Origin of the sequence: Luteitalea sp. (assembly GCA_009377605.1) — a bacterium.
Classification (GTDB): Bacteria; Acidobacteriota; Vicinamibacteria; order Vicinamibacterales; family Vicinamibacteraceae; genus WHTT01.
In genome coordinates, this window is the sequence record WHTT01000119.1 from 1 (window position 1) to 14589 (window position 14589).

The 14589-nt window shown below is 64.1% G+C and carries 14 protein-coding genes and 1 pseudogene; 5 read left to right on the forward strand and 10 right to left on the reverse strand.

What is annotated here, in order from left to right:
- A partial coding sequence (locus GEV06_25510; protein ID MPZ21226.1) for a hypothetical protein occupies positions 1-1060 on the reverse strand: 1060 nt, incomplete at its 3' end.
- A gap of 40 nt (positions 1061-1100) precedes the next feature.
- Here GEV06_25510 and GEV06_25515 point away from each other — a divergent pair.
- Positions 1101-1394, forward strand: a complete 294-nt coding sequence (locus tag GEV06_25515; protein ID MPZ21227.1) for a hypothetical protein — start codon at positions 1101-1103, stop codon at positions 1392-1394.
- 156 nt (positions 1395-1550) lie between these two features.
- On the opposite strand, the gene GEV06_25520 is transcribed toward GEV06_25515, so the two are convergent.
- Positions 1551-2411, reverse strand: coding sequence for a hypothetical protein (locus GEV06_25520; GenBank protein MPZ21228.1), 861 nt, complete (start codon positions 2409-2411; stop codon positions 1551-1553).
- Between the two features lie 400 nt (positions 2412-2811).
- Between GEV06_25520 and GEV06_25525 the strand changes: the two genes are divergently transcribed.
- Genes GEV06_25525 through GEV06_25540 form a run of 4 tightly spaced genes read left to right on the forward strand, consistent with a single transcriptional unit; the run spans position 2812 to position 7295 of the window.
- Positions 2812-3276 (forward strand): sigma-70 family RNA polymerase sigma factor, encoded by a 465-nt coding sequence (locus GEV06_25525; protein ID MPZ21229.1) that lies wholly within the window; start codon positions 2812-2814, stop codon positions 3274-3276.
- On the forward strand, positions 3273-3932 hold the full coding sequence (locus GEV06_25530) for a hypothetical protein (GenBank protein ID MPZ21230.1): 660 nt from the start codon (positions 3273-3275) through the stop codon (positions 3930-3932). The genes GEV06_25525 and GEV06_25530 overlap by 4 nt, the downstream gene beginning before the upstream one ends.
- 31 nt (positions 3933-3963) lie before the next feature.
- Positions 3964-4437, forward strand: coding sequence for a hypothetical protein (locus GEV06_25535; protein ID MPZ21231.1), 474 nt, complete (start codon positions 3964-3966; stop codon positions 4435-4437).
- 26 nt (positions 4438-4463) lie between these two features.
- Positions 4464-7295 (forward strand): CHAT domain-containing protein, encoded by a 2832-nt coding sequence (locus GEV06_25540; protein ID MPZ21232.1) that lies wholly within the window; start codon positions 4464-4466, stop codon positions 7293-7295.
- Between the two features lie 9 nt (positions 7296-7304).
- Here GEV06_25540 and GEV06_25545 read toward each other — a convergent pair whose 3' ends face one another.
- From GEV06_25545 to GEV06_25580, 8 genes and pseudogenes are all read right to left on the reverse strand, one after another.
- Entirely contained in the window at positions 7305-9341 is a 2037-nt protein-coding gene (locus tag GEV06_25545; protein ID MPZ21233.1) for a serine hydrolase, read from the reverse strand.
- A gap of 175 nt (positions 9342-9516) precedes the next feature.
- Positions 9517-10041: a hypothetical protein gene (locus GEV06_25550; GenBank protein MPZ21234.1), complete on the reverse strand. Its 525-nt coding sequence runs from the start codon at positions 10039-10041 to the stop codon at positions 9517-9519.
- Positions 10042-10484: 443 nt separating this feature from the next.
- Positions 10485-12500 (reverse strand): FtsX-like permease family protein, encoded by a 2016-nt coding sequence (locus GEV06_25555; protein ID MPZ21235.1) that lies wholly within the window; start codon positions 12498-12500, stop codon positions 10485-10487.
- A pseudogene (locus tag GEV06_25560) lies at positions 12440-12622 on the reverse strand (hypothetical protein). Before GEV06_25560 ends, GEV06_25555 begins: the two are co-directional and overlap by 61 nt.
- On the reverse strand, positions 12562-12897 hold the full coding sequence (locus GEV06_25565; protein MPZ21236.1) for a hypothetical protein: 336 nt from the start codon (positions 12895-12897) through the stop codon (positions 12562-12564). The pseudogene GEV06_25560 and the gene GEV06_25565 overlap by 61 nt, the downstream one beginning before the upstream one ends.
- The gene (locus tag GEV06_25570; protein ID MPZ21237.1) at positions 12894-13241 is read right to left on the reverse strand and encodes a PadR family transcriptional regulator; all 348 of its coding nucleotides are present in this window, start codon (positions 13239-13241) and stop codon (positions 12894-12896) included. Before GEV06_25570 ends, GEV06_25565 begins: the two co-directional genes overlap by 4 nt.
- A 562-nt stretch (positions 13242-13803) precedes the next feature.
- Complete coding sequence (locus GEV06_25575; GenBank protein MPZ21238.1) at positions 13804-14064, reverse strand: hypothetical protein; 261 nt, start codon at positions 14062-14064, stop codon at positions 13804-13806.
- The gene (locus GEV06_25580) at positions 14061-14318 is read right to left on the reverse strand and encodes a hypothetical protein (protein ID MPZ21239.1); all 258 of its coding nucleotides are present in this window, start codon (positions 14316-14318) and stop codon (positions 14061-14063) included. The genes GEV06_25575 and GEV06_25580 overlap by 4 nt, the downstream gene beginning before the upstream one ends.
- Positions 14319-14589: the final 271 nt, after the last annotated feature.

Below are 14589 nucleotides of genomic sequence, written 5' to 3' on the forward strand. Positions count from 1 at the left end.
CGTACGACGAGGGCTCATCGTACTGATTGGCCAGGATGAACGTCGGAGCGCCCGTGCGCGCGAACGGCTGTTCGAAGCTGAGATTCGGGCGGAAGCTCTCGGCCGGCTCGTCGCGGCGGATCGTGAACGGCGCGTTGCGCACGACGTCGAACACCGCGTTGCCGATGTCGCGCACGTAGTAGATGCCCGCACCCGATCGCACGACGGTCGTCGGCGTGACGGTCCAGGCAATCCCGAGCCGCGGGGCGAAATCGTTGAAATCGCTCTTGTAGGCGCCGCGGCCGAAGCGCCCATCGCGGACGTACTGAACGTCTGGCGCCAGGCGGAACGAGGGGTCGCCTTCGTACGGATCGCCAGTGCCCGTGCGGACGAAGACCGGCTCCCGGGAGTTGTCCCACACGAAGTCGATGTTCACGATCGCATCGTGCTTGTCGTAGAACGGCTGGTCGTACTCCCACCGTAGCCCGTAGTTCACCGTCAGGTTCGACGCGACCCTCCAGCTATCCTGTGCGTAGAGCGCGAAATAGTTCGATCGGAAGTTGGCGATCGGGGCGCCGACCTGCGCTTCGGCCCTGTTGAAGTCGCCGAGGAGGAAATCGGCCATCGCCGCGCCGCCGCGTGCGTCAGACGAGGCGAGCGGATTCTCCGTGTATCGGCCATCGAACCCGAACCGGCCGCGCGTGACGACGCCGCCGATCTGGTTGTAGCGCACGCGCCGAATCTCGCCGCCGAACTTGAGCGAGTGACGACCCATCGTCCACGTAAAGTTGTCGGTCAGCTGAATCGTCGTGTCGTAGTTGAGGAACGGCGCGTCGCTCTCTTCACCGATGCCGGACAGGCCCGCGATCCCGATGTTGGGCACGCCCCAGTAGAGCGGATTGTCGGTGGGAAGGTTGATGCCGAGGTTCTCGACGACGTTCTCTTGATTGGCGCGCGGGGAGATGTGGGCGTTGCTCAAGTACCCCACGCCAACGCGCAGGTCGTTCAGCTTGTTGGTACCGAACGTCCGCGTGTAGCCGAGCACGCCCTGCTGCACGTCCGTGTCGGTGTCGATCCCCATGTTCGGGATCGCAAACGGGTCGTAGCCGAGCTCGCGCGAGATGCTGTGGCGGAAGAACCAGCTGGCATTGGACCGGCTGCGCGAAATCGATGCGATAGGTGAACTGGTCGGTGTTCACGCGGCGCGCCTCGTGGTTCACGAAGTTGGCGCCCTCGCGCTCCTCGTCCGGCAGCCGATAGTAGTCCAGGAGCTGCCGAGAGACTGGATGTATCCGATCCGCCGGGATGATGTTGCCTGGAAACGCGGTCGGGGCCTGGGTGACGTTCCCCTCGGCGTCGAACACGCGTGTTGCCGGATCGTAGATGGGGATCAGCGCGCCGCTCTCGTCGCGTAGAGCCGAGAAATCACCCGTGCGCCACGCGGTGAGGGGCACCGACGGTGACGACGTGAGCGACTTCCGCTCGCGCAATCCTTCCCAGTTGAACATGAAGAACAGCCGGTCGCGCCCGTTGATCTTCGGGAGGACGACCGGCCCGCTCAGCGTGAGCCCTTACTGATTACGGCGAAACGGCGGAATCGGCTGGTCGTCGGGATCGAAGTAGTTCTTCGCGTCGAGCGCCGAATCGCGCATGAACTCGAACAGCGTGGCATGGAACTGGTTCGTGCCGGACTTGGTCGAGACGTTCACCTGCGCGATGGCCCGGCCGTATTCCGCATCGAAGAGCCCGGAGACGATGTTGAACTCCTGGAGGGCGTCCACCGACGGCAGCAGCATGTACGAGTTGAAGTTGAGGTCGGTGTTCTCGACACCGTCGAGCGAGTAATGGTTGTAGTGGATGCGTTGGCCGGCCACGTTCAGCGCGAAGCTGTTCCGTTGGCCGCCCATGCGCTGTTGGCCCTGGCTGGACGCCGGCCCGTAGGTTGTCGCGCCAGGCGTGAGCGACGCGAGCTGCAGGTAGTTGCGACCGTTGAGCGGCAGCTCGACGATGGCGCGATTCTCGATGACGGTGGCAACGGCGGCATGCTCGGTTTGCAGCAGCGGCGCGCCGCCGGTGATCTCGACCACCTCGGTCAGCTCACCGAGCTCGAGGGTCACGGGAATGCGGCTCGAGCTGCCCACCTGGACCTCGATGTCCCTGCGCTCGACGGTCTGAAACCCGGAGAGCTCAGCTTTCAGCGTATAGAGGCCGGGCGGGATCGCGGGGACCACGTAGATCCCGCTGGTGTTGGTGAGGGCCACGCGAACGGCGTTGGTGGCTTGATTGGTGAGCGTGATGGTCACTCCGGGCACCGCAGAGCCGGTGGCGTCCGTGACAACTCCGGTGATCTCGCCGGATGGTGTCTGCGCGTGCAGCGGAACGATGAGGGTACCAAGGAGCAGGACGAGCGTAGCCACAGAGCTGCGGGGCATGACACCTCCGTCGCCGGCGAGCCGGCGATGCTGTCGATCGTTTGCGATCGAGCACAAGGCGATCGGCCGCGCCGCGTCGCGCGCAAGCCGAGGTCAAGCGTGAAAGACTGGTGCGAAGATGTAGCCCAGCTCGGGAGTGGATGTCAACCCGAGAAGAGCACCAGAACCCAGCTGTTCGATCGACTGGCGGGGAGCGTTTCTCCTTGCAAGGCACCGCGGAACGGCTCGACAGGCCCGCCCACCGTGAGGCGTCGCCGTGAGAAGAGGGGAGGATCGCATCGCCGTGCTCGACTCTCAGCGCGACCTCGACGAAGCGGGCTTGGAAGACTCCTCGACCGCCATCATCGAGCCCATCGACTATTCGAGCCTGTGGCAGCACCTGGCCCGCGCCGTAGCCAGGATGTGTCCTACCTGGCTGTCAGGTCAGCGCGACGATCTGGTGCAGAGCGCGGTGATGCGACTCATGCAAATCGTGAAGAAGAAGGGGCTCGAGGGTGAGGGAGAGCCGCCCTTCGCGCCGTTTTACCTGTACAAGGTCGCGTACAGCGCCCTGGTGGACGAGATTCGCCTGGTGAGACGTCGCCGTGAGACCGCTATCGAGGATCACGCTGCCGTCGTCCAGGCGGTGACAACCGAGAATCCGGAGCGCGCCACGGCCTCGCGGGAGGTTGGCCGTGGCATTCAGGACTGTCTGGCCTGCTTGGCGCGCGATCGACGATTGGCCGTCACGCTGTACCTGCAGGGCCACACGGTTCCCGAGGCGTCCCGCATCCTGGACTGGCCGGCCAAGCGCACGGAGAACCTCGTTTATCGAGGTTTGGCGGACCTGCGAACGTGCCTGATGTCGAAGGGAATACGACCGTGAGAGACCGTCGCTCTTCGGACGAGAGGCTCAGACAGGCGTTCCAGGCGCTCGGCGACGCCACGGGGCGGGACTGTTCCGACCAGGAGCTGGAGCGCATCTGGCAGGCCGCATCGGGTGAGTTGCCTGCAGCCGCGCGCCGCGAGTTGGTGGAGCGGATGTCCGCCGATCCCGCGGGCGCCGAAGCGTGGCGAGGCGCGTGGGCCCTCTCGCAGTCATCAGCGGAGGGAGTGCCGGCGTCCACGCGGCTGCACCGTCGATACTCGACCCCGTCGTGGTTGGCTGCGGCTGCCGCGCTGGTCGTGATGCTTGGCGGGCTTCTCTTCCAGCTCAATCGGACGCCTGCGGATAGTACGTTTCGCGAGCCGGACCGCTATGTCGTGGAATCGCTCGTGCCGTCACGCGCGGCCTTGCCGCGAGACGCGTTCCGGCTGCGTTGGACGCCGGCACCGGAGGGCTCGGGCTACCAGGTGACCGTCACGACGGAGGACCTGCAGATGCTGACCACAGTGTCAGAGGTGGGCGCGACGGAGCTTCTCGTGGAAGAGGACCTGCTCGCGAGCATTGGCTCAGGAGAGCGAGTGTTATGGCAGGTGGTCGTGACGCTTCCAGGCGGCGAGCGCGTCTCGTCCCAGACCTTCGTTACACGCGTGCGGTGAGAGCAGCTACCCGCAGAAACGGGAGGGACCAATGAGGAAGATCATCACGACACGAACATTCGCGATTGGGTTGTTACTGGTGGGCGCGCTCGGCGGCATTGCAGGTGCGCAGGTTGATCGAAGTGTGACGCGCGCGCGTTACATCAATACCGGACTCTTCTCGGTGGCTTCAGATGAGGGCGTCAGCTTTCATGTGACCCTCGATGATCATCGTGGGGCGCCGCCAGCGAAGATAGCATTGCGGCTGATCGACCAGACTGGCGCGGTGGTGGTGCAGGAGCACGCCGTCCTGCAGCCCGGGCAATCGACGACCCTCCGGAGCATCGAGCCCGGTGTGTACCGCGCGCAGGCTCGGATCCTCGATCCGTTACGTCGTTTGAGCGACCGCCGCAGCGTCGTTAGTACCGTGGAGATCTTCGACGTCAACCTCGGTTTTGCCGCGGTGCGTCGGTTCATCTGTGCTCCTCCAGAGGTCGACCCCGGCAACAAAATACCTCAGGGGTAGGCAGCCCTTCGGAACACGTTGCGAGGATGCGAGCTCAGTCGATCCAGTTGCTCTTCTTGGTGTTGTCGATGGCCGTGCCTGCCGTCGTCGACGCCTCCAGCTCCAGGAGCCCATTTTCCGAGTGCTGGGACCGATTCGACCGGAGCCCTGACGACCATGACTCCGCGTACTGCTTCTATGAAGTGACGTTTCAGAACCGTCTTTGGACCGAGGGCGGGCGCCTGTTCGAACAGCTCATCGACGACCATCCAGAGAACTTTTGGCTGCCGCTCGCTTACGGCCACGTCCACCGCGCACGAGACCCCGATCGTGCAGAAGAGTTGTATCGCCAGTCCGCCAACGGCTTCCGCGAGGTGGGCAATGCCGAGGGGGAGGTCCTCGCACGCAGCAATCTCCGTGACTTTCTATTTCCAAAGGGGCGTGTGAAGGAAGCCACCGAAGAGATGCAACGGGTGGTCCAGATCGCCGCATCGGTCCACGATCCGATCCTCGAAGCGCGCGCGCGGATGCTCGAAGCAGCGCACATTCAGGACATCGGCGGCGACCTCGGTGTCGCATACCGCCTGTTGAAGCAAGCGGAGCGCACGATCTTTCCGGATGGTCCCTATCGTCTGCAGCGCACGGCACTGATGTCCCTGGGGGCCGTCACGTTCCGCATGGGGCGGTTGGACGATGCGCTCGCGACGTTCGAGAAGCTCGAAGCGCTGGCGGCCGCTGAAGCCGAAGGGCTTGTGCAGGCGAACGCGCGCTACAACATCCTCACCACTTCTGCGCTGAAGGAAACCCTCGTGCCGACGCCAGGGGGGAGAGAGCGGCTCATGCGCCTCGCCAAGCAGTCTCTGGCGACCGGTATCGCGGCGCAGAACCGAACCGTCACGGTCAGGACGCACCAAATCATCGCCGCGCTTCTCGCCCCCGAGGAAGAGAGGCAGGCCGAGGCGCTGGAGCATGTGGAGCGCTGTCTCCACATCGCCACGAAGGCGCGGATGCCTCACGACGAGGCGGCTTGCTCGTGGATCGCGGCGTCGCTGCTTCACGACAAGGCTCCCGACAGAGCGCGGGCGGCGGAGCTGCGCGCGCTCGAATCGACCGAGCGCGCAAATAACCCGCGGACGCAAGCCTACGGCGCCGGCCAGCGCATGCGATCGAGCTGGAAGACCAAGCCGCGCGCACACGCCATTCGTGACTCCTTGGAGACCATCGATGCCATCGAGACGCTTCGAAGCCTTCAGGAGGATTCCAATAGCAGCGCCGAGCTCTTCTCGACCTGGACACGCGACTACTACTGGTTCTCAGGCCGCTTGCTCCGAGACCATCAGGAGCAGGATCTCGACCTTGCCTTTTCGATCACCGAGCGCATGCGCGCCCGCTCACTCCTCGATCGGCTGGGTCGCTCGCAAACCCGCCTGGATTCCGAACATCCTGCTGTCGCGAACCGGCGGTCGCTCCTGGAGGCAATCGCCGCAGTCCAGCGCAGGCTCATGGATCCGACCATCACCGACGACACCAGGCAAGAGACACTGCAGAAGTTGGAGGCGCTGGAACGCCAGGAACAGGAGGCACAGCGGCAGATCGCGCTGGCGGGTAAGCGTCGCCATCAACCGGGCCCGGCCTTTGCCAGTCTCGGCGCCGTGCAGTCGGCGCTCGCCGCTAACGAGGCGTTGCTGTCGTTTCAGGTCGGGAACTGGGAAACGTATGAAGAGAAGTTCGCGGGCGGTTCATGGCTGATCGCCCTGACACGTGACGGCCGCTGGGTCTATCGCATACCCGATCGCGCCCAGCTCGCGCCAATCGTCCCCATCTTCAGTGGCGTGCTTGCGCGAGCCGACGATGCTGGAACGGCGGCGGCGACTCGTCTCTACGACGACCTCTTGGCCGACGCGTTGAGCGCGCTTCCGCCTGGCATCGAGCGGCTGATCCTCGTGCCGGACGGCCCTCTGCATCGGTTGCCGTTCGATGCGTTGCGATCAGCGCGCGATGCGACGCCGCTCGCGGCGCGTCATGAGCTCGTGACGGTGCCGTCAGCGACGCTCTGGCTCCACTGGCGTCAGAACGAGTCGCGTCCGTCGAGCCCGAGGGCCCTCGCGTTTGCGGATCCAGAGCTCGGGAGCGGTGCCGGTTTTGGAGCAGCAGAACGTAACGCGGTGCTTCACGAGGGTCTGCGTCTGGGCCGCCTCCCACATGCACGCCGTGAGACGCGCGCGCTCGCACGGCACATTGGATCTGTTGACGCCCTCGTTGGCAGCGGGGCGTCGGAGAGAGCCTTGAAAGATCGTGATCTGCGCGAGTACAGCATCTTGCATTTCGCTGCGCACGCCGTGGCCGACGAGACCCATCCCGCCCGGTCGGCCGTGCTGCTGTCGCCCGGCGCAGACACCGAGGACGGGCTTCTGCAGGCGCGCGAGATCGAAGAGCTCGACCTCGATGGCGTCGTCGTTGTGCTCTCGGCGTGTCAGACGGCGTCAGGCGCGATTCTGAGCGGGGAGGGTGTTCTGAGTCTCGCTCGTGCGTTCTTCGAAGCGGGCGCGAAATCCGTGATAGGGACTCGCTGGCCGATTCGTGACGAGGATGCTGCGGCATTGTTCGACGACTTCTACCGCGCGCTCGGCGAGGGCGCGTCGCTCTCGACGGCGCTCACCCACGCGAAGGTCGAGGCAATCGAGGCGGGACGCCCTGCGTCTGCGTGGGCCAGCTTGGTGGTTCTCGGTGATGGTGGCTTTCAGCCGGTTCTCGAGGGACGTCACGAAACGTCGCGCTCGAGGCCGCTCGTGATCACCCTCGCGGTCACCGGCCTGCTCCTGCTTGCGCTTGCGGCACGGTGGACCGCCCGCGGCTGGCGGTCCACTCGTGCGCGCTGAGAGCGCTTGTCAGTCCTCTATGGCTGCGTTGTACGCCTGGCGCAGGACGGAGCACTTGTCGACCGGTGGGTTGGAGTTGATGATGATGGACGCGTTGACGCCGTGAGGCAGCTCCATCATGCAGGTGCGTGTTCTTCGCCCGCCAGTTTTGTTCCAAGTGCCGCCGTGCGAGTACGCGGTCCCATCCGTGACGCCGGCGGCGCTGTTCCACCCGGCGCGCTCGGTTCTCATCGTCGTTCGGTCCGCGGGGGCCATGATGGTGTCGTTGTATCGGAACGCCGCCGCATATCGCGTGAGCTCCTGGGCCGAGAAGTGCAGGTTGGCGTGGCCGCCGCAGCCGTCCAGAGACGACGAGCTGGAAGCGCCCGCCAGGCCCGGATCGTCGAAATTGTAGGACTTGGCTTCGGGGTAGCCCGCCTGCGGCCCACAGGCGATGGAGTCGATGCCCTCACGATCGAGCACCAGCCCGTGGAGGTAGCTCAAGTAGCGCTCGCCGACGTTCCCTTCCGTGATCGAGCCGCCAGGGCCGCCCACCGCTTTCCACAACTCCGGGATGAGCACCCGGAAGAGGGCGAAGTTGGCGTTCTTGTAGTTGCGCTGTGAGTCCGGAACCGTTCCGTTCTCGACGACGAACTTCAAACCGTCCCAATTGTTGCCCCACGGGCCCTCCTCGCCATCGGCTTGGAGGGCAGCGAACGCCTGGTCGAGACCCGATGTGTGGGTCAACAGATGGCGGAAGGTCAGATCGCCTTCGGTGTTGGTGAACCCGGAGCCTTTGATCCAGCTCGCCGGTAACCAAGATGCGATACGGGAGCCGACGGTGAGGCCGTTCTCGCGAAGCAGCTTGTAGACCAGCGGTGCCGTGATGGCTTTACTGACACTAGCAACCGTGGAGCGGATCTTCGACGTCATCGGCACCTCGTCGTCTGGAGCGCGTTGGGCAAAGCCCGTGCTGCCGGCGATCGCCAACTGTCCGTGCTGGCTGAGGGCATAGGACATCCCGACGACGGTGTTCTCAGCGAGCGTGTCTTCTAGATACTGGGCCATGACGCGGAGGTACGGGCCGCCGACTGGGGCGCTCGGGGCCGGAACGAAGCTGCCGACATACCAGGCGCCCGCGAGGTTGCGCTGGGCGACTTCCACGTCGACGAGAGCGTAACCCTGCTCGGCCAGCTCCGCCCACTTGCGTTTGAAGGCGTTCCACTGTGTGTAGCGGTAGAGGGCTCGCTTGGGGCTGCCCGCACGCCAGACGCCAACGTAGCGCGTCGCGCCGTTCGAGCGTCGGACAACGTCCATGTCCATGAGTTGATAGCCCTGGGATCCGAGCGTTTGCCATTTGTCCACGAGCTTGTCCCAGGAGCCGAAGTTGAACAGCGCGTACCTCCCCGAGCCGCCACGCCACACACCGATGTAGCTCATTACGCCGTTGTGCTCGCTCATGTCGATGTCGATGAGCCGCATGCCCTTGTCGTTGAGCTCTTTCCACTTGTCGGTGAAGGCGGTCCAGGACTTGTAATGGTAGAGAGCATACTTGCCGGTGCCGCCCTGCCACACGCCGTAGTACCACAGCTTGTTACCGTGGCGAACGCGCTCGATGTCGACCAAGCGGTAACTGTCGCCGTTGAGGGCAGTCCACTTGTCCACGAACGCGCCCCAGTTGTCAAAGCGATAGAGCGCCTGTTTGCCCGAGCCAGGCTGCCAGACGCCCGCGTAGATACGCTTGCCGCTGTCGTACTGGAGGACCTCGAGGTCCTGAAGGCGAAGGCCGGCTCTATGGAGCATCCGCCATTTGTGAACGAGTTGCGGCCACGTATCGACGCGATACGTGGCGTGCTTCGAGGCGGCGGCCAGCTCACTCAAGGTGTCGTCGTCGCCGGATGTGATGGGCTCATCCGCTGAGAGTACAGCCGGAGCCCCGAACAGACCGGTGAGGAAGGCCAGGACAACGAGAGAGCGGAAGCTCGACCGAACCACGCGAGTTCCGTCCGGCGCGCTCCGCTGTCGAAGGGACACACAGCCCAGTGGCGCTTGGATTTCAATCTTCATCGTTTTGCTCCTCTGTCTTCTGATGGATCTCCGCCAGATCGGCCGCGCCACCAGATCGGCGGTGCTGTCCGGCCGAAGCTTCGATTTCGTGGTGTGCTGGTGAAGGTTGCAGGGTGGCGCCTGCGGGCAACGCGCAGGCGTAGGGAGGACGAGCGTCCTCCCTACACGCGACACCCTACGGTTCGACGATCACATAGGACGCAATGTACGAAGGCTGATTGGCCTCCTCCATGGGCGGAAGCGAGCAGACGACGGTGTAAGGCCCGAAGTTCGGGACGGCACCGCCAGGCGCACCGAAAAGAAGCAACTGGTTCCCTTCGCCTGCTGTGGACTGTGTTTCGGACCATCCCGTGCCCGCCGCCCCGTCCGTATCGCGAGCCTGCGCGACGCAAGAGATATCCTGCGTCGAATGTCGATCGCGAACGAAGACGGCAATCTTAGACCACGCCTTGGTGGGGTTTTGTCGCACGATTGGGCAGACGGCACTCCTCGTGGTGTCTTGGCGATTTGCAACGACGAAGCCCGAGATGCCCGAGTAGTAGAGGTCCTGCGCCGAGCCGGAGGCCTGGCAGGACGAGCCAGCAAACGTTTGAACTTGCTGCGCCTCGGCGATCGTCACCGCGCCAAGACTGAGTGCGAGTGCCATGGCAATGCCGGGTACTTTGGGACACCAGCCCCGAATGATGGGTGCTTTCAACATGGTTTCTTTCTCCTTTCGTGTGGAGCGTGTATTTCGGTGGTGGCTGCTTCGCCCGACGCCTATCGGGAAGGCGAAGAGCCACACTCCGGCGCGTGCTCCGCGCGACTGGCACTTGTTACCAGCCAATCTCAGGCTCGCGACGGCTCACGGGTAGAAACGATTCGCGGGCGGGATTCCCCTCACGTTGACGCGCAGCACCTGTGTCGACGAATCGCAGCGGCGCTGCCGCGTACGAGCGGCGAGCGGTCGGAGTGTCGATGTGCAGCGACGAGCGCTAGGTCTGAAGAAGGGGATGATAGCGGTGCACGAAGAGGGCTTCACGCTCAGGCAGGCTGCCACTCACGGCCATTCGCTTGCTGGCGCCGCGCAATATTTGCGCCAATCCGTCAGCTCGTTGAACCACGTCGAGCTCCGCGGCCGGACAGCCCTCGGTCATTGCGTCCTCACTCATACCGGAGCGCCTGCATCGGATCGACCAGCGACGCGCGTTGTGCCGGGATCCATCCCGCGCCGAGCGCGACGAGGGTGAGCGTCACCGCGGCGGCGGTGAGCACCATCGGGTCGTGCCCTTCCAGCTCGAACAGCAGCGCCTGCGCTGCGCGACCGAGCGCGAGGGCGCCGGCCAAGCCCAGCACGCCGCCGACCGCGGTCATCGCCACTACCTGACGCAGGACCAGGCCACGAACGCGGCCGGGCGCCGCGCCAAGCGCGATCCGCAGGCCAATCTCGCGCGTGCGCTGCGCCACCGTGTAGGCCAGCACTCCGTAGAGCCCGATGGCGGCCAGCAGCGTGGCCAACATCGCAAAGGCGGTCGAGAGCCCGCTGACGAGCCGATCGAGGACCACGTTGTTCCGCACCTGCTGCTCCATCGTCCGTACATTGTCGACCGGCAGATTCGGATCGAGCTTCGCCACCACCTTCGAGAGCGTGCCGATCATCCGTTCGGGCTCGAGCGCCGTGCGGACGTAGAACGTGAGAGCCCCGAGGTCCGGCCCGATTCCTTGCCGGTACGGAATGAAAAAGACCGGCGGCACGTCTTCCTTGACCGCGCTGTAGTTCGCGTTCTGCACGAGTCCGACAATCTCTCTCTCGAGCTCCTCATCTTCACCGTCCCAGGTCATGCGCGTGCCGACGGCGTTTCGCCCAAGACCAAACTGCTTCGCGAACGCCTCATTGACCAGGGCGACCCTCGGCGCGCCAGAGGTATCGGCAGGCGTAATCTCGCGACCCGCGATCAGCGGGATCCCCATTGTTTTGAAGTACGCTGGCGCGATTGCGTTGTACAGCGAGCCGCCGTCGATATGCGACCCGGACTTGGGTCCCTGGACGCGCACGCCGGCACTCCAGGTTCCCCCACCAAGGGCCGGCACGTTCGACGCGGCGACGCTCGTCACGCCCGGCTGTGCCGCGAGCTCGTCCTCGAGCCGCTCGAACAGGACGCGGGACCGCTCCGGCGTGTACCCATTCAGCTCGGGTGCGATGTAGAACGTGACGAGGCGGTCGACCTTGAAGCCGAGATCTACGCGGCTCACGTTCATCAAGCTCTTGATGAAGAGGCCGGCTGCGACGAGCAATGTCATCGAAAGGGCGACTTGCGCCGTGGCCAGCGCGGTGCGGATGCGCGCCGCGCCGCGCCCGCCGGCCTGCTGTCCAGAGGTGCCCTTCAACATCGACACGAGGTCGAGCCGTGTGCTGTGGATCGCTGGGACCATACCGAAGAGCACGCCGGTGGCAAGGGTCACCGCCGCCGCGAAGAGGAGCGCGTCCGTATCGATCTGGAGGGGCGTGGCGTCGTCTCGGCCCAGCCAGACGATCATGCTCAGCGTCAACTTTGCCACGACAAGTCCGGCCAGGCCGCCGAGCGATGCGAGCAGGCAGGACTCTGTCAGCAGCTGCGCAATGAGCCGCCACCGGCTTGCGCCGATTGACAGTCGCACGGCCATCTCGCTCGCGCGGGTCGCCGCGCGCGCCAGAAGCAGGTTCGCGATGTTCGCACAGGCGATCAGCAGGACGACACCGGTGAGTGCGAGCAGCAGTATCAACGGTGTTCGCAGGTCACCGCGCAGCTCGCTCTGACCCCAGCGTCCCGCCTCCACGCCGAGCGTTTTAGCCTTGAACTCGGCGAGCTCCTTCTCGCTGAGACCCTCTTGGAGGGGGGCTTCGACCTCGTTGATGATCCCCCGGTACACGGTGTTCATCGCCGCATGCGCTTGGTCGATGCTCACCCCCGGTTGGAGGCGGGCGAAGAGGTAGACCCAGTAGTTGAGGCGATTGTCGAACTGGTCCCAACCGGGGTTCATGTACCCGTGCATGGTGATGGGCGCATACACCTCTGGTTGCCTGCCGACTGTCGTCCCCTCGAAGCCGCGGGCGCGACCCCGACGATCGTCATTCTGTGGCCGTTGACGATGAGTGTGTCGTTGAGCACGTTGGGATTTGCGCCCAACCGCTGCTGCCAGTAGGCATGGCTCAAGACGACGACGTCGGGCTCGCCGATGGCGCGATCGTCACGAGGCCCGATCAGGCGTCCCAGCGCGGGCTGCACGCCCAACACCGGGAAGTAACCGCCGGAAACCAACAGGCCGCCGCCGCTCGCAACGTGTACCGCAGGTTCTGCCCGAGACTGTCGAGAATCGGCAGGCCTTGCTCATCCCGGTAGTCTTCCTTCACTGCCTCCACCGCACCAAACTTCAGCAGCGCCCGGCGTCGTGCCTCGGCAGGCGACAAGCCGGCGCGACGATTCTCCGCGGTTTGCAGCGCGAGATGGACCTCGATCTCGTCTCGCAAGCGCTCGTCGGCCCGCCGCCTCGTGACCGCATGGGCGAGCCGAACGAAGAACCGCCGCAGCGCTCTCATCGCAGATCCTCCGCCTTGACCGTGAAGAACCGGCCGATCAGGGCGGTGGTCTGCTCCCAGTCCTGGGTTTCCGCCCGAAGCTGCTGGCGGCCGACGCGTGTCAGCCGATAGAAGCGGGCCCTGCGATTGTTCTCAGACGAACCCCAGGCGGATGCGACCGCCCCCTCCTGCTCGAGCTTCAGCAGCAAGGGATAGAGGGTGCCTTGATTCAGCGCCAGCTGATCACCGCTGATCTGCTCGATGCGCCGGGCGATGCCGTACCCGTGCAGCGGGCCCAGCACGTCGAGCGTTTTGAGTACCATGAGCGCCAACGTCCCCTGCTGGATATCTCTTTTGTCCTTCATTGGAACGAAACCTTTTGGTAGCCAACAGGTATGATCGCACAACCTGTATGTGGTAGCAACAGGAGAAGGCAGCTAGTGTCCTGTCCGCGCGAAGGGATCCAGGCCTCCCGCCCCTCTAACCTTGTAGCGGTCTATTCTGTATCTTGCGGAGGGGAACGACGTGACTTCATCTCGCCTCCACGTTGGGATTCGGCTTACGGCCTTGATTGTGGCGGTTGCCACCACGAACGTGGTCGGGTCCATGCTGCTGACCCCGAACCGGAGTGACGAGAGCAGCCGAATGGTGTCGCGTTCCTCAACCTCTAGATCTTCTAGATAGGGCAGGATAGAGAGCGTCATCTAGTCTGTCAATATGTCTCAGGCGTGATGTCTCAGGCGTGAGTGTTTCAGGACCGGGAACTATTCGCATGTCAGAGTCAGACTTTCTGCGGCTCAGCACTCATCGTGACGAGCTTACCGGACCTGGAGAAGAATGAGTCCGCTGCCTCGTGGATCGACCCGCCCGTCGCGAGGTCGCCCGAGGCGGTAAAACCGAGGTGGGAAACGTTGGCTCTTCGAGCGCTCAGCTCGCTTGAACGACATCCACAGTCGCCCGATACCCGAGACGAGACAGATAGGCGTCGCAATCTTCCCAGGTCAGACCAAACTCACGCACGTCGGCGAGTCCGAGCCGACTCGTGATGTCCCGGATCGTGTCGAAATCCCGATCGTCGAACTCTTCTTCCATCACGGCGCGCTCGGCCCAATCCACCAACGCTGTTCGTGTGATGCGATGCTGAAGGTAATCGCGGAGCCGGGATGCCAGTATGTCTCGCGTGATCATGGCTCGTTACCTGTGACCTGTTGATGGCCGAGATCCTCCGGATACTTGTGATGAATTTCGCGCAGTTTTCCGTCGCTGTCGTAGACTTCCTGGTAGAACGTGAGCGTTGACTCCTCTGCGTCAACTTCCTTCACATATCTTGCGCGCCACCCGGAGCGGCCCTTCACTTCATACGAATACAGTCTGCCTCCATTGGACAGGTCCCGCCAAGCCCCGAACTTCCGTTCGTTCTGCCGACGTCTTCGAGTATCCATCGAGAATCAGGGCCCGGGCACGCAACGGTCGGCACGGCTTGGATACAGGCGCTCCCGTGATGTCCTGGCCAGATTCGTTCAGTGGCCAGTGCCGGGCAGCGTTGGGAAATAGTCCGACCGCTCTTTCATTCATTCACGAGGCGATGCGCCCCACCGCAGAATCGGACGACGACGATGCCATCGTCGCACGGAAAGAGTCAAGCCAGGCGGGGGTCAACTGTCAAGGCGAAATAGAAATGTCCCCGTTCTTAGCGAAATAGAAATGTCCCCT